This is a genomic window from Nonomuraea ceibae (assembly GCF_019396325.1).
In the GTDB taxonomy this organism is placed as follows: Bacteria; Actinomycetota; Actinomycetes; order Streptosporangiales; family Streptosporangiaceae; genus Nonomuraea; species Nonomuraea ceibae.
Genome location: NZ_JAHKRO010000004.1, coordinates 38,685 through 60,491 on the forward strand (window position 1 = coordinate 38,685; position 21,807 = coordinate 60,491).

General features: G+C 72.9%; 24 protein-coding genes. 15 read left to right on the forward strand and 9 right to left on the reverse strand.

The window, feature by feature from the left end; translation table 11 throughout:
- Positions 1–17: 17 nt before the first annotated feature.
- From KME80_RS04250 to KME80_RS04270, 5 genes are read right to left on the reverse strand one after another with little or no spacing between them, the layout of a single operon-like run.
- On the reverse strand, positions 18–734 hold the full coding sequence (locus KME80_RS04250) for an ABC transporter permease subunit (RefSeq protein WP_219500461.1): 717 nt from the start codon (positions 732–734) through the stop codon (positions 18–20).
- The gene (locus KME80_RS04255; RefSeq protein ID WP_219500463.1) at positions 734–1,648 is read right to left on the reverse strand and encodes an ABC transporter ATP-binding protein; all 915 of its coding nucleotides are present in this window, start codon (positions 1,646–1,648) and stop codon (positions 734–736) included. The genes KME80_RS04250 and KME80_RS04255 overlap by 1 nt, the downstream gene beginning before the upstream one ends.
- Positions 1,645–2,499 carry an ABC transporter permease gene (locus KME80_RS04260; RefSeq protein WP_219500465.1) on the reverse strand — a complete coding sequence of 285 codons (855 nt, stop codon included), beginning with the start codon at positions 2,497–2,499 and terminating at the stop codon, positions 1,645–1,647. The genes KME80_RS04255 and KME80_RS04260 overlap by 4 nt, the downstream gene beginning before the upstream one ends.
- The gene (locus KME80_RS04265) at positions 2,492–3,400 is read right to left on the reverse strand and encodes an ABC transporter ATP-binding protein (RefSeq protein ID WP_219500467.1); all 909 of its coding nucleotides are present in this window, start codon (positions 3,398–3,400) and stop codon (positions 2,492–2,494) included. Before KME80_RS04265 ends, KME80_RS04260 begins: the two co-directional genes overlap by 8 nt.
- A gap of 10 nt (positions 3,401–3,410) precedes the next feature.
- Positions 3,411–4,367: a DUF389 domain-containing protein gene (locus KME80_RS04270; RefSeq protein ID WP_219500469.1), complete on the reverse strand. Its 957-nt coding sequence runs from the start codon at positions 4,365–4,367 to the stop codon at positions 3,411–3,413.
- 62 nt (positions 4,368–4,429) lie between these two features.
- Here KME80_RS04270 and KME80_RS51670 point away from each other — a divergent pair, with 62 nt between their 5' ends.
- Entirely contained in the window at positions 4,430–4,564 is a 135-nt protein-coding gene (locus tag KME80_RS51670) for a hypothetical protein (RefSeq protein WP_281426775.1), read from the forward strand.
- On the opposite strand, the gene coaA is transcribed toward KME80_RS51670, so the two are convergent.
- Complete coding sequence (gene coaA, locus KME80_RS04275; protein WP_219500472.1) at positions 4,536–5,453, reverse strand: type I pantothenate kinase; 918 nt, start codon at positions 5,451–5,453, stop codon at positions 4,536–4,538. The genes KME80_RS51670 and coaA overlap by 29 nt on opposite strands.
- Positions 5,454–5,581: 128 nt before the next feature.
- On the opposite strand from coaA, the gene KME80_RS04280 reads away from it, so the two are divergent.
- The 14 genes from KME80_RS04280 (at position 5,582) to KME80_RS52580 (ending at position 18,229) form a co-directional block, all read left to right on the forward strand.
- Positions 5,582–6,985 (forward strand): PhoX family protein, encoded by a 1,404-nt coding sequence (locus KME80_RS04280; RefSeq protein ID WP_219500473.1) that lies wholly within the window; start codon positions 5,582–5,584, stop codon positions 6,983–6,985.
- Between the two features lie 14 nt (positions 6,986–6,999).
- Positions 7,000–7,350 (forward strand): holo-ACP synthase, encoded by a 351-nt coding sequence (locus tag KME80_RS04285; protein ID WP_219500474.1) that lies wholly within the window; start codon positions 7,000–7,002, stop codon positions 7,348–7,350.
- 4 nt (positions 7,351–7,354) lie between these two features.
- Positions 7,355–8,821, forward strand: a complete 1,467-nt coding sequence (locus KME80_RS04290) for an NAD(P)H-hydrate dehydratase (protein WP_219500476.1) — start codon at positions 7,355–7,357, stop codon at positions 8,819–8,821.
- 4 nt (positions 8,822–8,825) lie between these two features.
- On the forward strand, positions 8,826–9,959 hold the full coding sequence (alr, locus tag KME80_RS04295; protein ID WP_219500478.1) for an alanine racemase: 1,134 nt from the start codon (positions 8,826–8,828) through the stop codon (positions 9,957–9,959).
- Between the two features lie 5 nt (positions 9,960–9,964).
- Complete coding sequence (locus KME80_RS04300; RefSeq protein ID WP_219500480.1) at positions 9,965–11,014, forward strand: alpha/beta hydrolase; 1,050 nt, start codon at positions 9,965–9,967, stop codon at positions 11,012–11,014.
- Positions 11,011–11,472 (forward strand): tRNA (adenosine(37)-N6)-threonylcarbamoyltransferase complex ATPase subunit type 1 TsaE, encoded by a 462-nt coding sequence (gene tsaE, locus KME80_RS04305; RefSeq protein ID WP_308125610.1) that lies wholly within the window; start codon positions 11,011–11,013, stop codon positions 11,470–11,472. The genes KME80_RS04300 and tsaE overlap by 4 nt, the downstream gene beginning before the upstream one ends.
- 274 nt (positions 11,473–11,746) lie before the next feature.
- Positions 11,747–12,331: a hypothetical protein gene (locus KME80_RS04310; RefSeq protein ID WP_219500483.1), complete on the forward strand. Its 585-nt coding sequence runs from the start codon at positions 11,747–11,749 to the stop codon at positions 12,329–12,331.
- A 2-nt stretch (positions 12,332–12,333) separates the two neighbouring features.
- The gene (locus KME80_RS04315; protein ID WP_219500485.1) at positions 12,334–12,870 is read left to right on the forward strand and encodes a class F sortase; all 537 of its coding nucleotides are present in this window, start codon (positions 12,334–12,336) and stop codon (positions 12,868–12,870) included.
- A gap of 35 nt (positions 12,871–12,905) precedes the next feature.
- Positions 12,906–13,835, forward strand: coding sequence for a phosphotransferase (locus tag KME80_RS04320; protein ID WP_219500487.1), 930 nt, complete (start codon positions 12,906–12,908; stop codon positions 13,833–13,835).
- Positions 13,836–13,901: 66 nt separating this feature from the next.
- A complete protein-coding gene (tsaB, locus tag KME80_RS04325) occupies positions 13,902–14,540 on the forward strand; it encodes a tRNA (adenosine(37)-N6)-threonylcarbamoyltransferase complex dimerization subunit type 1 TsaB (RefSeq protein WP_219500488.1) in 639 nt (212 codons plus the stop codon).
- Positions 14,537–14,983, forward strand: a complete 447-nt coding sequence (gene rimI, locus KME80_RS04330) for a ribosomal protein S18-alanine N-acetyltransferase (protein ID WP_372455340.1) — start codon at positions 14,537–14,539, stop codon at positions 14,981–14,983. The genes tsaB and rimI overlap by 4 nt, the downstream gene beginning before the upstream one ends.
- Positions 14,976–16,007, forward strand: a complete 1,032-nt coding sequence (gene tsaD, locus KME80_RS04335; protein ID WP_219500491.1) for a tRNA (adenosine(37)-N6)-threonylcarbamoyltransferase complex transferase subunit TsaD — start codon at positions 14,976–14,978, stop codon at positions 16,005–16,007. Before rimI ends, tsaD begins: the two co-directional genes overlap by 8 nt.
- Before the next feature lie 74 nt (positions 16,008–16,081).
- Positions 16,082–17,344, forward strand: a complete 1,263-nt coding sequence (locus KME80_RS04340) for a carotenoid oxygenase family protein (protein WP_219500493.1) — start codon at positions 16,082–16,084, stop codon at positions 17,342–17,344.
- Positions 17,345–17,356: 12 nt separating this feature from the next.
- On the forward strand, positions 17,357–18,229 hold the full coding sequence (locus tag KME80_RS52580; RefSeq protein WP_219500495.1) for a GntR family transcriptional regulator: 873 nt from the start codon (positions 17,357–17,359) through the stop codon (positions 18,227–18,229).
- 9 nt (positions 18,230–18,238) lie between these two features.
- Here the strand turns inward: KME80_RS52580 and KME80_RS04350 are convergent, their stop codons facing one another.
- The 3 genes from KME80_RS04350 to KME80_RS04360 form a co-directional block, all read right to left on the reverse strand.
- On the reverse strand, positions 18,239–19,891 hold the full coding sequence (locus KME80_RS04350; RefSeq protein WP_219500496.1) for a coiled-coil domain-containing protein: 1,653 nt from the start codon (positions 19,889–19,891) through the stop codon (positions 18,239–18,241).
- A gap of 194 nt (positions 19,892–20,085) precedes the next feature.
- Positions 20,086–21,258: a THUMP-like domain-containing protein gene (locus KME80_RS04355; protein WP_219500498.1), complete on the reverse strand. Its 1,173-nt coding sequence runs from the start codon at positions 21,256–21,258 to the stop codon at positions 20,086–20,088.
- Positions 21,259–21,291: 33 nt separating this feature from the next.
- Entirely contained in the window at positions 21,292–21,789 is a 498-nt protein-coding gene (locus KME80_RS04360; protein WP_219500499.1) for a MarR family winged helix-turn-helix transcriptional regulator, read from the reverse strand.
- Positions 21,790–21,807: the final 18 nt, after the last annotated feature.

The window sequence follows — 21,807 nt, forward strand, 5'->3', positions numbered from 1 at the left end:
CCGTACCCGGAGATCGGTCACTCGTCGCCCGTGAGGGCGAAGCCGCGCAGGCGGTGGCCCGCCCAGAGGACGGCGCCGACGGTGACGACGACCAGGGCCGGGACGGCGAAGCCGAACGTGACCCTGGTGGTGAGGAACGGCGAGTCGGAGAGCTGGTCGGCGACGGTCAGGGCCCACCGCTGGATCGAGAACTGCTGCGCGCCGGGGACGAAGCCGCCGACGAGGCTCTCCCAGACGAGGGCGTAGGTGATGCCGATCGTGACCGCGTGGCGGGTGACGATGCCCAGGAGCAGGAAGACGGCGGCGTAGGCGATGCCGGCGACCAGGGCGCCGAGGGCGAAGCCGGGGGCGAGGCCGTCCTCGTTGCCGACCAGGAGCCAGACGGCGACGTAGGTGGGCACGGCGGCGAACAGCGCCAGGAGCGAGGCCGCCACCAGGAACTTCGTCCGTGTGATGGCCGGGCGGGAGATCGGCTTGGACAGCAGGTGGATGATGGTGCCGTCGTCGATCTCGGGGGCGATGACGCCGGTGCCGGCGATGAGGCCGAGCAGCGGCAGCATGGTGCCGATGGCGAACTTCTCCATCAGCAGCACGGCCGAGCGCTGGTCGTCGCTGCCGATGACGCGGAGCAGCACGGCCAGGCCGATGAGGGCGAGCGGCAGGAGGAGCAGCAGGATGATGCGCCGCCTGCCGAGCAGGGCCCGGTAGGTGATGCCTGCGACCACGGTGTTCATCAGGTGCTCCTGGTGATCAGGTAGGAGAAGACGCTCTCCAGGTCCTCGTCGGCGGGTGACACCTGCTGGAGGTGGACGCCTTCGGCGCGGGCCACGCGGGGGAGCAGGCGGGCGAAGCGCCGCAGCTCGCTGGCCTGCACCTCCAGCCCGTCGGGGCCGAGCGTGACGCCGCCGGTGGAGTCGTCGAGGAGGAGGGCCGCGGCCAGCCTGCGGTCGTCGCTGGAGCGGATCTTGAACAGGTGGGGCCGGTCGGTCATCAGGCGCCGGATCTCGCGGAAGTTGCCGGAGGCGGCGTGCCTGCCGGCGACCACGACCTCGATCTGCTGGGCGACCCGCTCGACCTCTTCGAGGATGTGCGAGCTGAACAGGATCGTCTTGCCGGCGGCGCCCATCGCGCGGATCAGGTCCATCAGGTGCATGCGCTGGCGCGGGTCCATGCCGTTGAAGGGCTCGTCCAGCAGGAGCACGTCCGGGTCGTGGACGAGCGCGGCGGCGACCTTGACGCGCTGGCGCATGCCCTTGGAGTAGGTCTCGACGCGGCGGTCCTTGGGGGCCTCCATCTCGACGGTGGCCAGGGCCTTGTGGGCGGCTTGGGCGGGGTCGGGCAGGCCGTGGAGCTTGGCGGCGGACAGGACGAACTGCCAGCCGGTGAGGAAGCCGTAGACGCCCTCCCGTTCGGGCACTAACCCGATATTTCGATAAATATGGTGGTTCTTCCAGACGTTCTGGCCGTCCAGCGTGACCGTGCCGCCGGAGGGCGCCAGGAAGCCGGCCATCATGTGCAGCAGCGTCGACTTGCCGGCGCCGTTGGGCCCGAGCAGCCCGGTCACCCCCGGCCCGATCGTCATCGTGACGTCGTTGACCGCGACGACGTTGCCGTACCAGCGCGACACCTGCGCGAGCTCGATCTTCATCGCGAGGCGGCCTTCCGGTAGCGGGCGGCCAGGACCGCCAGGGCGAGGCCGATGAGCGCCACCACGATGACGGCCGGCATCGGGCCGCCGGGGTAGGCGCCGTCGGCGTTGGGCGGGGTGTCGAACAGCCACACCTGCACGGCGTCGACCAGCCAGAACGGGTTCATCAGCCAGGCCCACGAGGCGGCCGAATGGTAGCCCGACATGTCCAGCGCGGTGTAGACGAGCGGGACCGAGGCGAAGGACAGCAGGTAGACGGCGATGACCGAGGCGACGCCGAGCCCGCGCCGGGGCGTCAGCGAGGCCAGTGCCAGGCCGAACGTGGCCAGCAGCAGCGCCAGCACCAGGGCCATCGACAGGGCGCCGAGGAACTCCTTGGTCTGCGGCGGCCCGTCGAGGTCGATGACCAGCTCGCCCACGTACATGAGGATCAGCGGAGCCGCGAGCATGAGGAACAGCGCCCCGGTCATGGCTGCGACCTTGGCCCCCACGTACGCGGAGACCGTGATCGGGCGCGACAGGTAGAGCGGCAGCACCCGGTGGCGCAGGTCGGGGGCGACGGCGGTTGGCGCCTGCGAGGCGAGGAAGATCGCCGCGATCGGCTGCATGATGACGGCGTAGCCGCTGTAGGTCATGGCGCGCTCGCCGAGCATCGCCATGACGGCGACGGACACGACGGCGGGCAGCAGCATGATGGTGGCCAGCGAGAACGGCATGATCTTGCTGCGCGCGGTGCGGCCGAGGCCGTAGATGCCGCGCAGGCTGTGGACGGCCAGCGCCCGCGTGGCGTGGCCGCCGCCGAGGCGGGGGCCGTCGTAGTGGCGATAGCCGATGTCGTAGATCTCAGACATGGGCCGCCTCCTCCCGGAAGACGTCCTCGATGCGGTGGCGGCCCTGCTCCAGCCGGATGAGGCACAGGTCGAGGTCGACGGCGGCGTCGCGGATCGCGTCGTAGGTGCCGGGGCCGGACACCTCGACGAGCAGCAGGCGGCCGTGCGGGCTGACCTTCTGGCCGAGCTCGGTCAGGCGGGCGGCCAGCGGCTCGGTGCCCTCGTCGACCTCGACCGTGACGGTCCGGGTCGCCTGGGTGAACTCGGTGATCGCCGAGGAGCGCAGCAGCCGCCCGGCGTCGATGACGATCACGTGGTCGCAGATCCGCTCAAGCTCGCCGAGCAGGTGTGAGGTGACCAGCACGCTGATGCCGAACTCGGTGCCGATGCGCCTGATCAGCGCCAGCATCTCGTCGCGGCCGCGCGGGTCGAGGCCGTTGGTCGGCTCGTCCAGGAAGATCAGCTTGGGGTCGTGGACGAGCGCCTGGGCCAGCTTGACCCGCTGCTTCATGCCGGTCGAGTAGCCGCCGATCGGGCGGTAGCGCTCCTCGGCCAGGCCCACGTGGCGCAGCACGTCGGCGGCCCGCTCGCGGGCGGCCGTGCGCGGCAGGCCGGACATGCGCGCCATGTGCACCACGAACTCGGTGGCCGACACGTCGGGCGGCAGGCACTCGTGCTCGGGCATGTAACCCACGAGCCTGCGGATGTCGGCGCCTCGGGTGGACACGTCGAGGTCGAGCACCCGGGCGGTCCCCGAGGAGGCGGGCAGCAGGCCGAGCAGGATCTTGATGAGCGTCGACTTGCCCGCGCCGTTCGCCCCGACGAGGCCGGTGACGCCGGTTCCGACGGTGACCGTGAGCTGGTCGAGCGCCGTGACGGTGGGGAAGCGTTTGGTCAGCCCCTCGGTGGCGAGGATGTGCATGCCCGGGACACTACCCGCCCAGGTGCTCGTGGGGCCTCGTCCCCGGGGATGAACGGCGTCCTACCTGAGGCCAGAATTTCCGCTGGACCCACAGGGTGGCGGTGCCCGCGATGACCATGCCGAGCACGTTCAGCGCGAGCTGCGAGACCGACCCGGCGACCGCCCGCCACTCGCCGAGGGCGAGCGCCACCGCCATGTAGCCGGCGGCGGGCACGGTGGTGACCGAGATGAACACGCCGATCAGCGCCGACGACTTGCCCGCCGTGACCGACAGCACCCCGGCGGCCCCGGCCAGCACGGCCACGATGAACGACCAGCGGTCGGGCGTGACGATGAAGCCGACCTCGACGTTCGTCCGCAGGCTCTCCGGGCCGATCCAGCCGAGCCGGTACGAGACGAACGCGCAGGCGAACGTGAGCCCGATCGCGAACGCGAACCCGGCGACCAGCGTCCGGAACGCCCCGATGATCAGGTGCAGCCGGCCGCCCAGCAGCCCGAAGCAGATCGCGGCCACCGCGCCGAACTCCGGCCCGAGCACCATCGCGCCGACGATGAGGATGACCGAGTCCTGCAGCACGGCGATGCCCGCGAGCTGCGTGGCGATGCCGAGGAAGGCCAGGTACGCCCAGGTGATGCGGGAGTCGGCGTGCACCTTCTGGGCCAGGTCCTCCCACACCACCGCGTCGTCGGGGTCGCCCGGCGCCTCCTCGACGGCTTCCTCGGCGGCCCTGGACAGGGCCATGTCGAGCTGCTCGGCCGCGATCGAGCCCTCGTCCTTGAGCCATTCGAGCCGGCCGATGACCTCGTTGGCCGACTCGCGCGCGAGGTCGCACAGCACCAGGTCGCCGGGCGGCCGGTGGGCGGCGCCCGGCAGGACCGCGACGTTGGTGACGCCGGCGCAGTCGTCGAGCACCTCCAGCACCTCGCCGGTGCGGTCGGCCGGGCTGATCAGACGCAGATGGAGCACCCGGCCATTGTCGTCCATCCGACGTTGACGTTCCGTTGAACGTGATCAGGCAGGCTGACTTCATGCGGATGTTGACATGTCATGACCACGGCGAGGAGTGCTGGTTCGCGGACATCGACGACCTGGGCTGTTCGGGGCGGTTCGCGAGTTACCTGTTCGACGAGGTGTTCAGGTCCGGCGAAGCCGTACCCGCCTGACGGAGTGGTCGGCGCCCTTGTGCAGGACGAGGTCGGCGCGGCCGCGGGTGGGGGCGATGTTCTCGACGAGGTTGCGTTCGTTGATGTCGCGCCAGACGTTGACCGCGAATTCGGTGGCCTCTTCGTAGGACAGCTCGGCGATGTGCCGGAAGTAGGACTTGGGGTCCTCGAACGCGGTGCGGCGCAGCTTGTGGAACCGGTCGACGTACCAGGTGCGGATGTCCTCGACCTTGGCGTCCACGTAGATGGAGAAGTCGAAGTAGTCGTTGACGGCGAGTGAGGTGGGCGGGGCGGGCTGGAGGACGTTGAGCCCCTCGATGATCAGGATGTCGGGGTTCTGCACGGTCTGGCGGGCGCCGGGGACGATGTCGTACTCCAGGTGGCTGTAGACCGGTGCGTTCACCTCGGCCGCGCCCGCCTTGACCTCGGCCACGAACCGCACCAGCGCCCTGCGGTCGTAGCTCTCGGGGAAGCCCTTGCGGTGCATGATGCCCTTGGACTCCAGCACCGCGTTGGGGTAGAGGAAGCTGTCGGTGGTGATCAGCTCCACGTGGGGGTGTTCGGGCCAGCGGGCGAGCAGCGTGTGCAGCAGTCGCGCCGTCGTCGACTTGCCGACCGCGACGCTGCCCGCGATGCCGAGGATGTACGGCATCCGCCCGCCCGGTCGCCCGAGGAACGCGCTCAGCACGCTGCTGCGCTGCTGCGAACCGGTGAAGTGCAGGTTCAGCAGCCGCGTCAGCGGCAGGTAGATGTCGGTGACCTCGGCGAGGTCGATGGGGTCGTCGACGCCTCGCAGCTCTTCGAGCTCGTCCGCCGTGAGAGTCAAGGGCGTGTTCTTGCGGAGCTCGCTCCACTGCTCCCTGCTCAGTTCAACGTAACCGTTGTTCACCCTGGCAGCGTAGCGATGGTGTCAGAATGCGGTTCCGGCCGGGGTATCCACAGCCTGTGGACAAAATCGGGGGATTACCGATACTCAGTTCGGGGAATGAAGAGGGTTTTCGCATGGACCGAGCTCGCATGGACCGACGCGGCTTCCTGACCCGGGCCGTCCTGGCCGCCGGGCCGTTCGCCGGCGTGGCCTGCGCGGGGCAGCGCGGCGGCGCCGCCCCCGCGCCCGGTTACGGGCGGCTCGTCCCCGTCGCCGACCAGCGCGACGGCGAGGTGCGGCTGCACCTGCCCGAGGGGTTCCGCTACCGCTCGTTCAACGCGGCCGGGGAGAAGTTCTCCGACGGCAGCACGGTGCCCGGCAGGCACGACGGGATGGCCGCGTTCCCCGGGCCGCGCGGCAGCGCGATCCTGGTGCGCAACCACGAGGTCAACGGCCCCGTCGGCGCGTTCGGCGACGAGCGGCTCGCGTACGACCCGATGGCGGGCGGCGGCACGGCGACGCTGCGGGTCAGCCGCTACGGCGAGGTGGCCGAGAGCAGGCCGTCGCTGACCGGCACGATGATGAACTGCTCGGGCGGCCCGATGCCCTGGGGCGCCTGGGTGAGCTGCGAGGAGACCGTCAACGGGCCCGACGTGGGCGACGACTTCACCGGCGGCGACAACTCCCGGCTGACCGAGAAGCACGGCTATCTCTTCGAGGTGCCGCTCAAGGGCGTCTCGCGGGCCAGGCCGATCAGGGCCGCCGGGCGGTTCGCGCACGAGTCGGCGGCCTTCGACCCGGCCACCGGCACGCTCTACCTGACCGAGGACAACTTCGGCTTCCCGTCCGGCTTCTACCGCTACGTGCCGCCCCGGCATCCGATGCGCGAGGGGCGACTGCTCGACGGCGGCAAGCTCCAGATGCTCGCCGTCGCCGACCGGCCGCGCGCCGACCTGTCCACCGGGCAGGAGCCCGGCGCGGCCTTCGCCACCACCTGGGTGGACATCGACGACCCCGACCCCGCGTTCACCGGCAGGCCGTCCAACGACGTCGCCGTGCAGGCGGTCGGCAGGCAGGGCCGGGCGGCGGGCGCGGCGATCTTCTCCAGGCTCGAAGGCGCCGTCTTCCACCAGGGCACCGTCTACTTCGTCTCCACCCAGGGCGGCGACCCCGCGCCCGGCGAGACGCCGCCCGACGGCTTCGGCCGGGGCCGCGGCCAGGTGTGGGCTTACGAGACGTGGAGCGGCCGGCTCCGGCTCGTCTACCAGTCGCCCCGCGCGGCGGCACTCGACCTGCCGGACAACGTGACCGTCAGCAGGCGCGGCACGCTGGTCCTGTGCGAGGACGGCGACGGCGACAACTACCTGCGCGGCCTCACCAGGGCCGGGAAGATCTTCGACTTCTGCCGCCTGGCCCCCATCCCGGGCGACGCGGGCGCGGAGTTCGCCGGCTCCGCCTTCGGCCCCGGCGGCCACACCCTGTACGTGAACGTCCAGTCCAAGCGGGGCCGCTCGTTCGCCATCTGGGGTCCCTGGCAGCGCGGCGACTTCTAGATAGCCTGGGCCCCATGATCCTGGGCATCGGGGTCGACGTCGTCGACATCGCGCGTTTCGAGGCCACGCTCAAGCGCACCCCCGCGCTGCGCGAGCGGCTGTTCACCGAGGTCGAGCAGCCGCTCGCCGTCCACTCGCTGGCGGCCAGGTTCGCCGCCAAGGAGGCTGTGGCCAAGGCGCTGGGCGCGCCCCCCGGGCTCGGCCACCGGGAGGCCGAGGTGCGCTGCGACCCCCACGGCAAGCCCGAGCTGTACGTCAGCGGCAAGGTGGCCGAGGTCGCCTACGGCCTCGGCGTCAAGCGCTGGCACGTCTCGCTGAGCCACGACGGCGGCATCGCCATCGCCTACGTGATCGCCGAAGGATGACGTGATGATCACCGCCTACACCGCCGACCAGATCAGAGCCGCCGAACAGGAGCTCATGGCCCGCCTGCCCGGCGGCACGCTCATGCTCCGCGCCGCAGCCGGCCTCGCCGCCGCGTGCGCGGGCCTGCTCGGCGGCGTGTACGGCAGCCGCGTCGTGCTGCTCGTGGGCAGCGGCGACAACGGCGGCGACGCCCTGTACGCGGGGGCGGCGCTCGCCAGGCGCGGGGCCGCGGTAGAGGCGGTGCTCGCCGGGTCGCGCACCCACGAGGCCGGGCTGGCGGCCTTCCGCGACGCGGGCGGGCGGATCGGCGAGGCCGCCGCGCTGGACCGGGCCGACCTGGTCGTCGACGGCCTGGTCGGCATCGGGGCCACCGGCGCGCTCCGGGAGCCGTACGCCGCGCTCGCGGAGCGGGCGGGGGCGGGCCCCGGGCTGGTCGTGGCCGTCGACGTGCCCAGCGGCGTGGACGCGAGCAGCGGGCGGGTGGCGGGCGCCGCCGTGCGCGCGCACCTGACCGTGACGATGGGCGCGTACAAGACGGGGTTGCTCGTCGATCCCGGGGCCGGGCACGCCGGGCGGGTCGAGCTGGTCGACATCGGGCTCGGCCCCTGGCTGCCGGAGCCGGACGTGACGGCGCTGACCCGCGACGACGTGCGCGAGCTGCTGCCGAGGCCGGGCGCGGAGTCCGACAAGTACCGCAGGGGCGTCGTCGGCGTCGCGGCCGGCAGCGACCTCTACACGGGCGCGGCGGTGCTCGCCGTCGGCGGGGCGCTGCGGGCGGGCGTGGGCATGGTCCGCTACGCCGGTCCCGCCGGGCCCGCGGACCAGGTGCGGGCGCGCTGGCCGGAGGCGGTCATCACCGAGCTGGCCGAGCCGTCGATCGACCGCGTCGGGCGGGTGCAGGCGTGGGTGCTCGGGCCGGGGCTCGGCACCGGCGGCTGGGCCCGCGAGCTGGCCACCCGGGTGCTCGCCTCGGACGTGCCGGTCCTGGTCGACGCCGACGGCCTGACCCTCGTGGCCAAGGAGCCGGGGCTGCTGCGCCGAGCCGCGCCCGTGCTCGTCACCCCGCACGCCGGCGAGCTGGCGCGCCTGACCGGGGCCGCGCGGGAGGAGATCGAGGCCGACCGGCTGGCGCACGCCCGCCGGGCCGCCGCCGAGCTGGGCGTGACCGTGCTGCTCAAGGGCTCCACCACGGTGGTGGCCGAGCCGGGCGGCGCGGCCCGCGTCAACACGACGGGCACCCCCTGGCTGGCCACCGGAGGCACCGGCGACGTCCTGTCCGGCATCGCCGGGGCGCTGCTCGCCCAGGGATTGAGCAGCGCCGACGCCGGAGCGTGCGGCGCCTGCCTGCACGGGCTCGCCGGACGCCGGGCCGCGGGCGGCGCGCCGCTGACCGCCGCCGACGTGGCGGACGCGGTGCCGTCGGCCATCAGGGAAATCGCGCTCGACCATCGGGACGAGCTGCCAAACTAGAGGTATGGACTCCCGGACGGCGACCCCCGCGCAGGCGCGCGTCGACCTCGCCGCGATCAGGCATAACGTGGCCCTGCTCAAGGACCGCGCCTCAGGCGCGGAGCTCATGGGGGCCGTCAAGGCCGACGCCTACGGGCACGGCCTGGTGCCCGCCTCGCGGGCCGCGCTGGAGGGCGGCGCTAGCCGGCTCGGCACCGCGTTCGTCAGGGAGGCGCTCGCGCTGCGCGAGGGCGGCGTCACCGCCCCCGTGCTGGCCTGGCTCCTCACCCCCGGCGAGCCCCTGGACGAGGCGCTGCGGGCCGACGTCGAGCTGTCGGCCGCGAGTGAGGAGCTGCTCGACGAGATCGCCGCCGCCGCCCGCCGCACCGGCGTCACCGCCCGCGTCCACCTGGAGGCCGACACCGGCATGAGCCGCGGCGGCGCCCCGCTCGCCGCCTGGCCCGCCCTGGTGGCCAGGGCGGTCGCGCTGCAGGCCGAGGGCGCCGTCGAGGTCACCGGGCTGTGGTCGCACTTCGCCTGCTCCGACATCCCGGGCCACTCCTCGATCGAGGCGCAGATCGACACGTTCGAGACGGCGCTGAAGCTGGCCGAGCAGGCCGGGGCCGGCGGCTCCCACGTGATCAGGCACCTGGCCAACTCCGCCGCCATCCTGACCCTGCCCCGGACCCACTACGACCTGGTCAGGCCCGGCATCGCCATGTACGGGCTGAGCCCGATCCCGGAGGCGGGCGACTTCGGGCTCACCCCGGCGATGACGCTGACGGCCCGCATCGCCCTCGCCAAACGCGTCCCTGAGGACTCCGGAGTGTCCTACGGACACCTTTACATCACGGATCGCGAGACGACGCTTGGCCTGGTGCCGCTCGGGTACGCCGACGGAATCCTGCGGCACGCGACGGGGCGGGCCGAGGTGCTGGCGGGAGGCCGTCGCAGGCTGGTGGCCGGTCGGGTGTGCATGGACCAGTTCATGATCGACGTGGGTGACGACCCGCTGGCCGCGGGCGACGAGGTCATCCTGTTCGGGCCGGGCGGTCAGGGCGAGCCGACCGCCCAGGAGTGGGCCGATACCCTCGGCACGATCACTCATGAGATCGTGACGAGGATCGGCGCTCGGGTGCCGAGGGTGTACGAAGGCTGAGGGACATGACGACGACAACACGGCGGAAGGTCGGCATCGCGGGCGCGCTCGTCGGCGCCGCCTCCGCGGGGATCGCCGCGGCCGCCATGGCCAAGCGCTACGCGGTCGGCCGCATCCGGCTGCGCCCCGACACCGAGGCGAGCGAGCCGTTCGGCGAGCTGCGCGGGCGCGAGCACACGCTGATCACCTCCGACGGCAGGGCGCTGCACGTCGAGGTCGACGGCCCCGACGACGCGCCGCTCACCCTCGTCTTCTGCCACGGCTACTGCCTCAGCCTGGAGTCGTGGCACTACCAGCGCCGCGAGCTGCGCGAGCAGCACCGCATGGTGCTGTGGGACCAGCGCTCCCACGGCCGCTCCCAGCGCGGCGCGGCCGACGACAGCACGATCGACCGGCTCGGCCAGGACCTGGCCGAGGTCATCGAGCAGTACGTGCCCGGCCCCTGCGTGCTCGTCGGCCACTCCATGGGCGGCATGACGATCATGGCGCTGGCGGACAGCCGCCCCGAGCTGTTCGGCGACAAGGTGCGCGGCGTGGCCCTGCTGTCCACCTCGGCCGGCAAGCTCGCCGAGTTGACCCTGGGCCTGCCCGCGCTGGCCTCCAAGGTCGTGCACAAGCTGGCCCCCACGACCGTGTCGATGCTGGGCCGCCGCGGCTCGTTCATCGACCGCACCCGCCACGCGGGCAGCGACATCGCCTTCCTCATGACCCGCTACATGGGCTTCGGCGACTCCAAGAACGTCAGCCCGACCGTGGTCGACTTCGCCGAGTCCATGATCCGGGGCACGCCGACCGAGGTGGTCGCCGACTTCTACCCGGCGCTGATGGACCACGACAAGCTGTCCGCGCTGCACGTCCTCGACCCCGTGCCCACCGCGATCATGGTGGGGGACAAGGACTGGCTGACCCCGCCCGACCACAGCCGGGCGATGGCCGAGGCGCTGCCCAAGGCCCAGCTCACCGAGGTGCCCGACACCTCGCACCTGCTCCAGCTCGAGCGGCCCGGCGTGGTCAACGACGCGCTGCGCGACCTGATCAAGAGGGTGGCGCTGTGAGGCTGCCGACCGCCGAGGAGATGCGCGCGTTCGGCGCCCGGCTGGCCGCCCGGCTGCGGCCCGGCGACCTGGTGGTCCTGTCGGGGCCGCTCGGCGCCGGCAAGACCACGCTGGTGCAGGGCATCGGCGAGGGCCTGAAGGTGCGCGGGCCGATCACCTCGCCCACGTTCGTCATCGCCCGCGTCCACCCGTCGCTGGCCGGCGGGCCGCCGCTGGTCCACGTCGACGCCTACCGGCTCGGCGGCGACCTGGAGGTGGACGACCTCGACCTCGACGCCTCGCTGGAAGACTCGGTGACCGTCGTCGAGTGGGGCGAGGGGCTGGTCGAGGGGCTGTCCGACGACCGGCTGGAGATCCACATCGACCGCGAGGCGGGTGACGAGGCCCGCCTGGTCACCCTGCGCGGCGTCGGCGCCCGCTGGGCCGACGACACGCCGTCTGAAGGGGCACAAGAGTAAAACCACCGCCACGCCCCGGTGATCCTGTCACCCTTGACGTATCACGCCGATGACATGAAACATGATCATTGGTAAGGGTTGGCCCAGAAATTCTGGGTATCAGGAGGGGCGGCATCCACGAAAACTGGTGGATGCTTGGTGAAAGACGGCGGAGTGGGGTGCGGCGGTGCTCAGGGTCAGCCAGGTCGCGTACGCGGGAGCCATCCTCATGATCGGCCTCGCCGGTTGTTCGGCGGAGGCGCAAACACCGCCGTCGGGGTCGGCCTCCCCGACAGTGAGTCCCACCGGCAGCCCGACCGGCAGCCCCACGGCGGCGCCCACCGCCACCACGAGCTCCACGGCGACCCCGGCGGCCACCCGCCCGTCCATCCTGGTCCAGCTCAACCCCGACCGCGTCACCGCGGGCGAGACCTCGACCGTGTGGGTGCTGGCCAACTGCCCCGAGCCCACCGGCGGCCCCGCCCACAGCGGCACCGCGACGTCCCGGGCGTTCGTCAGCGGCGTCACGCTCAACCCGGCCGACGCCGCGACCTCCTCGCCCTCGCCGACCGGCGCCCGGGCTGGCGGCGCCTGGGTGCGCGGCCAGGCACAGGTCAACGGCACCGTCCGGCGCGGCTCCTACCGGGTCGACGTCAAGTGCGACGGCACCAACCACGTCGGCCGGGCCACGCTGCGCGTCCGCGCGCCCGAGCCGCTGCCCGACGACGTGCCCACCAAGGCCCCCAGGGCCGGCGGCGGCGGCACCTTCGGCAAGGACGTCGACGAGGGCTCGTCGATCCCGCTCGTGCCCGTGGGCCTGGCGCTCGGCGTCGCCGCCGCTGCCGGGATCGGGATCGCGGTCAAGCGCCGCCGGTCCTGAAGATGGCGCGTTCGGGACGGGTCGTCCTCGCGGGCGCCGTGACCGGCCTCGTGCTGGTCGCCTTCGGCAAGAACATGCAGTCCGCCCCCGAGGAGACGGCGGCCGGCGTGGTGCCCCGCAGCATCGACATCCCCTCGATCGACGTCGAGGCGCCGCTGATGAAGCTCGGGCTCAAGGACGGCGAGGTCGAGCTGCCGCCGTACGAGAAGCCCAAGGTCGCCGGCTGGTACACCGGCAGCGCCGTGCCGGGCGAGAAGGGCGCCTCCGTCATCGTCGGCCACGTCGACACCAAGACCTCGCCGGCCGTCTTCTACAAGCTCCGCCAGGTCCGCAAGGGCGAGACGGTCAAGGTCGAACGCAGCGACGGCAAGGTCGTCGAGTACAAGGTCACCGCGATCGAGCAGGTGCACAAGGACGACTTCCCGCTGCGCAAGGTCTACGTCGAGGACGGGCTCAAGCTCGTCACCTGCGGCGGCAAGTTCGACTACGCCAAGGGCGAGTACCTGGACAACATCATCGTGTACGCCAGCGAGGCCTGAGAAAGCGGTTGCGCCCCTCTGTGACGATGGAGGGCATGAGCGTGGACACCAGCCCGCCCGCGTCCGGCTCCCGGGTGCCCTGGCCCGAGGTGCACCCGGGCGTCCGCGAGGCGGTCGAGAAACTGCTCGGCGCGCCCGTCGCCGAGGCGGTCACCCAAGAGGGCGGCTTCTCCCCGGCCGCCGCCGTTCGGCTGCGCGCCGCCAACGGCCGCCGGGCCTTCGTCAAGGCCGTCGGCCCCGAGCCGAACGCCGAGTCGGTGCGCATCTACCGGGCCGAGGCCCGGGTCGCCGCCGCCCTGCCCGCCTCGGTGCCGGCGCCCCGGCTGCTCGACGCGTTCGAGCTCGACGGGTGGGTGGCGATGGCGTTCGAGGACGTCGAGGGCCGCCACCCGGCCATGCCGTGGCGGCGCGACGAGCTGGACCTGGTGCTCGACGCCGTCGAGCGGATGTCGGCCGCGCTCACGCCGTCACCGGTGGACGTGCCGCCGATCGGGGAGGTCATGGGGCCGTCCTTCCAGGGCTGGCGCAGGCTGCTCGGCGAGGACACCACCGGGCTCGACCCGTGGGCGCTGCGCCACCTGCCGGCGCTGGCCGAGCTGGAGTCCGGCTGGGCCGAGGCGGCGGCGGGCGACACGCTGGCCCACTGCGACCTGCGGGCCGACAACGTGCTCATCTCGGACGGGCGCGTCCACGTCGTCGACTGGCCGTGGGCGTCGCGGGCCGCCGCCTGGTACGACCGGGTGGCGATGCTGCCGTCGGTCGGCATGCAGGGCGGGCCGCCGCCGCACGAGCTGCTGCCTGACCCCGACCCGGACATCACCAAGGCCGTCACCGCCCTCACCGGCTTCTTCGTCCGGCAGTCCCGCCAGCCGGCGCCGCCCGGCCTGCCGACCCTGCGCGCCTTCCAGCGGGCCCAGGGCGTGGTGGCGCTGGAATGGCTCAGACAGCGGACCGGCTGGTCCTGAAGCATCGGCAGGCCGAATCGGCGGAGCGGCCGGGTCTGACCTGTCGGGCCGGTAGGCTAAGCAGTCGTGCTGGTCCTGGCCTTTGACACCGCGACGCCCGCCGTCACCGCCGCCCTTCACGACGGGCAGCGGGTGCTCGCCGAATCCACCACGATCGACGCGCGCCGCCACGGCGAGTTGCTCGTGCCCACCGTCGAGCGCGTCCTCGCCGAGGCGGGGGTCGCGCTGCGCGACGTCACGGCCGTCGTCGCGGGCAGCGGCCCCGGCCCCTACACGGGCCTGCGCGTCGGGCTGATGACCGCGCAGGGCCTGGCGACCACCCTCGGCGTGCCCGCCCACGGCATCTGCACGCTCGACGCCGTCGCCTACGGGTCCGGGCTGGAGGAGCCGTTCCTGGTCGCCACCGACGCGCGGCGCAAGGAGGTCTTCTGGGCCCGCTACTCCGACCGCCGCACGAGGGTCGACGGCCCGCACGTCGACCGGCCCGCCGACGTGCCCGTCGAGGGGCTGCCGGTGGCCGGGGCCGAGCTCTACCGCGACGTCCTGGGCCCCGCCGTAGCCCCCGCCTATCCGTACGCCGGGTTCCTGGCCGCGCTCGCGGCCGAGCGGATCGCGGCGGGCGCCCCGCTCGACCCGCCGCGCCCGATCTACCTGCGCCGCCCCGACGCCGTGGTGCCCGGGGCGCCCAAGAAGGTGACGGCGTGAAGCTGCGGCAGATGACCGAGGCCGACCTGCCGGCGGTCATGGCGATCGAGCGGGCCACGTTCCCGCGCGACGCGTGGAGCGAGGGCATGATGCGCGGCGAGCTGGCCGACCAGCCGCGCACCCGCCATTACGTGGTGGCCCTGGTCGAGGAGCAGATCGTCGGCTACGCCGGGCTCGCCGTCGCCGCCGACCAGGCCGACGTGCAGACGATCGCGGTGCTCGACACCCACCGCGGCACCGGCGTCGGCGGCGCCATGCTCTCCGCCCTGCTGCAGGAGGCCGGCCGCAGGGGCGCCAGGGAGATCTTCCTGGAGGTGCGCGAGGACAACCCGGTCGCCCGCGGCGTCTACACGCACTTCGGGTTCGAGGAGATCGGCACCCGCCGCCGCTACTACGAGGACGGCACCGACGCGATCATGATGAGAAGGAAGCTGGATGGCTGACGCACCCCTGGTCCTGGGCATCGAGACGTCCTGCGACGAGACCGGCATCGGCATCGTCAGAGGCCACACGCTGCTGGCCAACACCATCGCCTCCAGCATGGACGAGCACGCCCGCTTCGGCGGCGTGGTGCCGGAGGTGGCCTCGCGGGCGCACCTGGAGGCCATGACGCCGACGGTCGAGGCCGCGCTGTCCGCCGCCGGGCTGAAGTTCTCCGACATCGACGCCATCGCCGTCACCGCCGGCCCGGGGCTGGCCGGGGCGCTGCTCGTCGGCGTCGCCGCCGCCAAGTCCTACGCGCTCGGCCTCGGCGTGCCCCTCTACGGCGTCAACCACCTGGCCGCGCACGTCGCCGTCGACCAGCTCGAACACGGGCCGCTGCCCAAGCCGTGCATCGCCCTGCTCGTCTCCGGCGGCCACTCCTCGCTGCTGCTGGTGCCCGACGTGGCCGAGGACGTGATCTCGCTCGGCTCGACCGTCGACGACGCGGCGGGCGAGGCGTTCGACAAGGTGGCGCGGGTGCTCGGGCTGCCGTTCCCCGGCGGGCCGCACATCGACCGGGCCGCCCGCGACGGCTCCGGCGCCGCCGTCGCCTTCCCGCGCGGCAAGATGGACGACGGCACGCTCGACTTCTCCTTCTCCGGGCTCAAGACCGCCGTCGCCCGCTGGGTGGAGGCCCGCGAGTCGTCCGGCGAGCGCATCCACGTGCCCGACGTGGCCGCCTCCTTCCAGGAGGCCGTGGTCGACGTGCTCACCCGCAAGGCGCTGCAGGCGTGCAAGAAGTACGAGGTGCACGACCTGCTCATCGGCGGCGGCGTGGCGGCCAACTCACGGTTGCGCGCGCTGGCCCAGGAGCGGTGCGACGCGGCGGGCGTCCGGCTGCGGGTGCCCCGGCCCGGCCTGTGCACCGACAACGGCGCCATGGTCGCCGCGCTCGGCTCCGACCTGGTGGCGGCCGGGGTGACGCCGTCGACGCTGGAGATCCCGGCCGACTCCTCGCTGCCGATCACCACCGTCCACGTGTGAGGCTGCACTAGTGCAACTCGGGGGAATTCCCCTGCTGGGAAGGCTTTTCCGGGCCCTCTGCGTACGTTGTCAGCATGAAGTACACAGAGGGCCCGTTCGCGCCCGTCACCGAGGAAGTCACGGCCTACGACCTGCCGGTCACCGGGCGCGTGCCGGCCGAGCTCAACGGCCGCTACCTGCGCAACGGCCCCAACCCGCTGGGCATCGAGGACCCCGCCGTGCACATCTGGGGCATGGGCCAGGGCATGGTGCACGGGGTGCGGCTGCGCGACGGCCGGGCCGAGTGGTACCGCAACCGCTGGGTCCGCACGCCCGGCCACGGGCCGATGGTGCACGTGATCGAGCACGCCGCCCGCACGTTCGCGCTGGCGGAGGGCGGGCTGCCGCCGGCCGAGCTGGACGCCGAGCTCGGCACGGTGGGCGTGTGCGCGCTCGGCGGCACCCCCGAGGGCTTCACGGCCGGCGCCCACTCCAAGCACGACCCGCTCACCGGCGCGCTGCACTCGCTGTCGTACCAGGTGGGCCAGAGCTTCGTGCAGTACATTGTGACCGGCCCCGACGCCGCCGTGATGGCGAGCACGTCGATCCCGCTCACGCGGACGCCGTTCATGCACGACTTCGCGCTCACCGAGAACCACGTCGTCCTGTGGGACACGCCGCTCGGGTTCGACGGGTTCGAGTGCCGCTGGCTGCCCGGGCACCCCACCCGGGTGGGCGTCATGCCGCGCGCCGGAGGCGAGGTGCGCTGGCTGGAGATCGATCCGGTGCACGTCAGCCACACGCTCAACGCCTACGAGGACGGCGGCGCGATCGTCGTGGACCTGGTCACCGCCGACGGGCCGTTCGACCCGGCCGACCCCGGCGGCATCCGCCCCGCCCTTGACCGGTGGACGATCGAGACCGACCGGGTCGTCCAGCGGCGCCTCGACGACCGGCCGCAGGACTTCCCGCGCCTGAACGAGTCACGCACCTCCCGCCGCCACCGCTACGGCTACGCGGCGGCCACGGACCTGTACGGCATCCCGTTCACGCCCGCGGGCGCGCCTCCCGACGACGCCTTCACCAACGCCCTGGTCAAGCACGACCTGGACCGCGGCACCACCGAGGTGCACGGCTTCGGCCGGGGCGAGTCGGTCGGGGAGGCCGTGTTCGCCGCCACGGGGACCGGCGAGGACGACGGGTACCTGCTCACGTACGTGTCCGACCCGGAGCGCGGCGCGAGCGACCTGGTGATCCTGTCGGCGCAGGACTTCACCGGCGCCCCCGTCGCCAGGATCCACCTTCCCGTACGGGTGCCGCTCGGGCTGCACGGCAGCTGGCTGCCCGAGCCCGTGTGACACTGTTGGATCGTGACCGACCCCCGTCCGCCCTACCAGCGGATCGTCGCCGACATCGAGCGGCGCGTCGCCGAGGGCGAGCTGCGACCCGGTGATCCGGTCCCCACGACCCGGGCGATCATGCGGGAGTGGGGCGTGGCGATGGCGACCGCCACCAAGGCGCTGACCGCGCTCAAGCAGGCGGGCGTCATCGAGTCGGCGCCCCGGGTGGGCTCCGTGGTCGCCGCCCAGGCCGCCCCCAGGCGCTCCGCCGAGACGCTCGAACGCGACCGGATCGTCCGCGCCGCCATCGAGATCGCCGACGTCGACGGGCTGGCCTCGCTGTCCATGCGCTCGGTCGGCTCCCGGCTCGGCGTGGCGACCATGTCGCTCTACCGCCACGTCGAGTCGAAGGGCGAGCTGGCCCGGCTGATGGCCGACGCGGCGTTCGCCGAGATCGACTATCCCGAGCCGCCGCCGGGCTGGCGCTCCCACCTGCGGGTGGCCGCCCGGTTGCAGTGGGCGGCCTACCAGCGTCACCCGTGGCTGCCCCGGGTGGTGTCGGTCACCAGGCCGATCGTGCTGCCCGGCATGGTGGCCTACGCCCAGTGGTCGCTGCGGGCGCTGGACGACCTCGGGCTGCCCGCCGACACGCGGCTGCTCGTCTACGCCACCCTGGTCAACTACGTGCGCGGCACGGCGGTCAACATCGAGAGCGAGACCGACGCCGAGCGCGACACCGGGCTGACCAGCACGCAGTGGATGTCGCGGCGCCTGACGGTCGAGGGACGGCTCATCAAGCAGGTGACCGACCCCAGGGTGGCGATCGACCTGGAGACGATCTTCGCGTTCGGTCTCGAACGGGTGCTGGACGGGCTGTCGACCGTCATCACGCCGCGGCGCTGAGCGGCCGCGTCAGTCCTTGGCGCGGGTCGGCCGCAGCAGGGCCTCGGCCAGGGCCAGCATGGTCTCCTCCAGGGCTCCCAGGCGCTTGTTGAGGTCGGCTGTGGCGGGCTCGACGATGCCGGAGACCGTCTCGGCCAGCGCGTCGCGGTCGGGGCGGGAGCGGACGACCTCGGTGAGCGACGTCGCGGCCTCGGTCAGCCGCCGCAGGTGCTCGTCGCGGTGGGTGTCGAGCAGCTCGCCGATGCGCTCGTCGATGGCCAGCGCGGCCGGGAGCCTGCCGATGGTCTCGCCGACGCTCTCCAAGGCCTCGCTGGCCTGCTCGGAGCGGGTGGTGAGGCCGCTGAGGTGGGCGTCGAGGCCGTCGACCCGGGTGACCAGGTGCTCCTCGGCCGCGGCCAGGCGCTCGGCCAGCGCGTCGAACCGGTCGCCCTGGCCGCCGAGGCGCTCGGCGAGCGCGTCGAAGTGCTCGTCGTGCTCGCCGAGCCGGCTGTCGAGGCGGTCGAAGCGCTCGTCGTGGCCGCCGAGCTGCTTGGCCAGGGTGTCGAAGTGGCCGTCGTGGCCGTGGAGGCGGTCGGTGAGGGCGTCGAGGCGCTTGTCGTGGCCGGTGAGGCTCTGCGCGAGGGCGTCGAAGCGGGCGGCGTGGCCGGTGAGCTCGCCGTTCATCGAGCTGAGGCGGCCGTCGACGGAGGCCAGGCGGGTGCCGAAGCCGTCGAGGCGCGTGTCGGTGGCGGCGGCGCGGCCGTCGAGGCTCTGCAGGCGGCCCTCGATCCCGGCCAGCGTCTCGTCGGTGCTCTCGAAGCGCACGTCGACGCTCTCCAGGCGCGAGTCGATCGCGACGAGCCGCCCGTCGACCCGGTCGATCCGGCCGTCGACGCCGTCGAAGCGTCCGCCGAGCCGCTGCTCGGCGTCGTCGAGGCGGCCGAGCAGCCGCTCCTCCAGCGCGTCGACCTTGGCCGTGACCTGCTCGGTCGTGGTGGTGAGCTGCTGGGCGGCGAGGGCCAGGCGCTCGTCGAGGCTGTCGGACAGGTCGAGCATCACGCCCTCGACCCGCTCGGTGCGCGAGTGGAGCTCGGCCAGCGACTTGTCGATGCGGGTGAAGCGCCCGGCGGCGACCTCCATGCCGGCGCTGACCTGCGCCAGCTTGCTGGTGACCTCGCCCATCCGCTGGGTCACCCCGTCGGTGACCTCCAGCACCGACTGCAGCCGGCTCAGCGCCTCCTCGACGCTCTCGGACACGGTGCCGAGGTCGGCGCGCAGCTTGGGCAGCTCCAGGATCGGGTGGACCCGCTGGCTGACCGCGTCCACCCGGGTGTCGACGCCGCCGACCTGCTCGCCGACGGCGTCGACGTGGTCGCGCACCGCCTCGACGTGCTGGGCCAGCCCTTCGGCCCACATGGGCGGTTTGGCGGCGATGTCGTCGAGCCGTCCGGAGACGGTCTCCAGGGTGCCGCTCAGCCCGCCGAGCTCACGCTCGCGCACCTCGCGGAGGAGCCATTCCATGCCCTCCAGCCGCTGCCGGATCTCGTCGAGGACGGCTCCCTGCGTGCGCTGTTCGTACACGTGATCCTGGGCGGCACGCGCCAGCAGCTCCCGCATCCTGTCGGAGATGGCGGTCTGGCCGCCTGCCTGCAGAAGGGTGGTGGTGTGGTTGGAATGGTCCACCGAAAGGCTCCTTCGCTGTCGACGGTCTGCCGCGTGGCGGTGGGTTGGGTCCGATGTGCAAGTGAAAGAAGGAGAACGCGGCTCACCGCAATAGGGGGGAGAACTCCCGCCCGGCTACCTTAGCCTTTCGATCAAGGTCCGTCATCGGCGAAGGAGAAGATCGCTCTTATGATGGAATCGTCCAGATTTGTCATTCACGCAGGTCGTGACGGGCGGCAGATCAGAACGGATGGTTTATTCATAATCCTCGTCAGAATGACGACGGCGGATTCTTCACCGGAAAGCCGGAGGTCGCCGCGCAGCCGCTCGATATCCACAGCCGATCCGCGCTTTTTAATGGTGACATTTCCGACGCGGCGTGCCCGCAGCGCCGCTCTGAGCCGTTTGAGCGAGAACGGCAGCGTCTCGACCACCTCGTACCGCGCGGCCCACGGCGTGTCGACCGGCTCGTCCCCCGAGATGTAGGCGATCATCGGGTCGGCCAGCCACCCGCCCACCAGCTCGGCCACCTCGCCCACCAGATGCGCCCGCACCGCGGCCCCGTCCGGCTCGTACACATAGCGCCCCACCGGCCCGGTGCCGGCCTCGACCCCGGTGGCGGTCAGCGTGTGACCGCCCGGCAGGAGCGTCGCCCGCCGCCCGGGCTCGCCGGCGCCCGTCCAGAGCGCGGCCTCCTTCACCTCGCCCTTGTACGAGACCCACTCGGCCTGCGCCTGCGCGGGGATGAACTCGTACGGGATGCCGGGGGCGACCTTGAGGCAGGCCAGGCGCGCCCGGGAGAGCAGGTCGAGGACGACGGGCCAGGGCGGCGAGTAGGACATCGGGTCGAACGTGCGGCCCCGCGAGCCGCGCCTGGCCGGGTCGGCGAACAGCACGTCGTGGTCCTCGGGCCGCACGGTCGCGGCGTCGGCCACCCGCACGGTGACGCGCTCGCCCAGGCCGAGCGCGTCGGCGTTGGCGCGGGCGACGGCGGCGGTCAGCGGGTCGGCGTCGACGGCCTCGACCGTGCGACCGGCGCGGGCCAGCGCCAGGAAGTCGCCGCCGATGCCGCAGCAGGCGTCGGCGACGCGCGGCCCGGCGCCGCACTCGGCCAGGCGGCGGGCCCGGTGCTCGGCGACCTCGGCGCGGGTGGACTGTTCGAGGCCGTGCGGGGTGAAGAACATGCGCGCCGCGTCGGCGCCGAACTTGGCGGCGGCCCGCTCGCGCAGCCCCGCCTGGGTGAGCGCCGCCGAGGTCAGGGCGGCGTCGTAGGTGCGGCGCAGCCGGGTGGCCGCCGCGACCGGGTCGGCGCCGGCGAGCTCCTCCGCCTCGGCCAGCGCCCGCAGGCCGCGCGGTGTCAGCAGCTCGGTGAAGGCGTCCAGGTCCACGACGTACGACGGTAGTGCACGCGGCGGGCCGGCTCAGAGATCGGTGTCGCGCAGGGAGACGAGCAGCTTGCGCAGCAGCCCGGCCAGGGCGGCGCGCTCGTCGTCGTCGAGCCCGGCCAGCAGGTCGCGCTCGTTGTCGAGGTGCCCCTGCAGCACGTCGTCGACCAGGCGCAGCCCCTCGGGGGTGAGCGAGACCAGGATCATGCGGCGGTTTCCCGGCGCCGGCCGGCGGTCGACCAGGCCGCGCTCGACCAGGCGGTCCATGCGGTTGGTGAGCGCGCCGGGGCTGACCATGGCGGAGGAGGACAGGTCCTTCATGCACATGGTGTGGCTCTCGCCGCTGCGCAGCAGCGTGGCCAGCATGTCGAACTCCCAGGGCTCCAGGCCGCGCCCGGCCAGGAACTCCTTGACGCCGCGTTCGAGCAGGCGCGAGAGGCGGGAGACCCGGCCGACGACGCCCATGGGCGAGGCGTCCAGGCCGGGGCGGGCCCGCGCCCACTGTCCGAGGATCACGTCGACGGCGTCTTCCATACGCCCGACGATATCAAA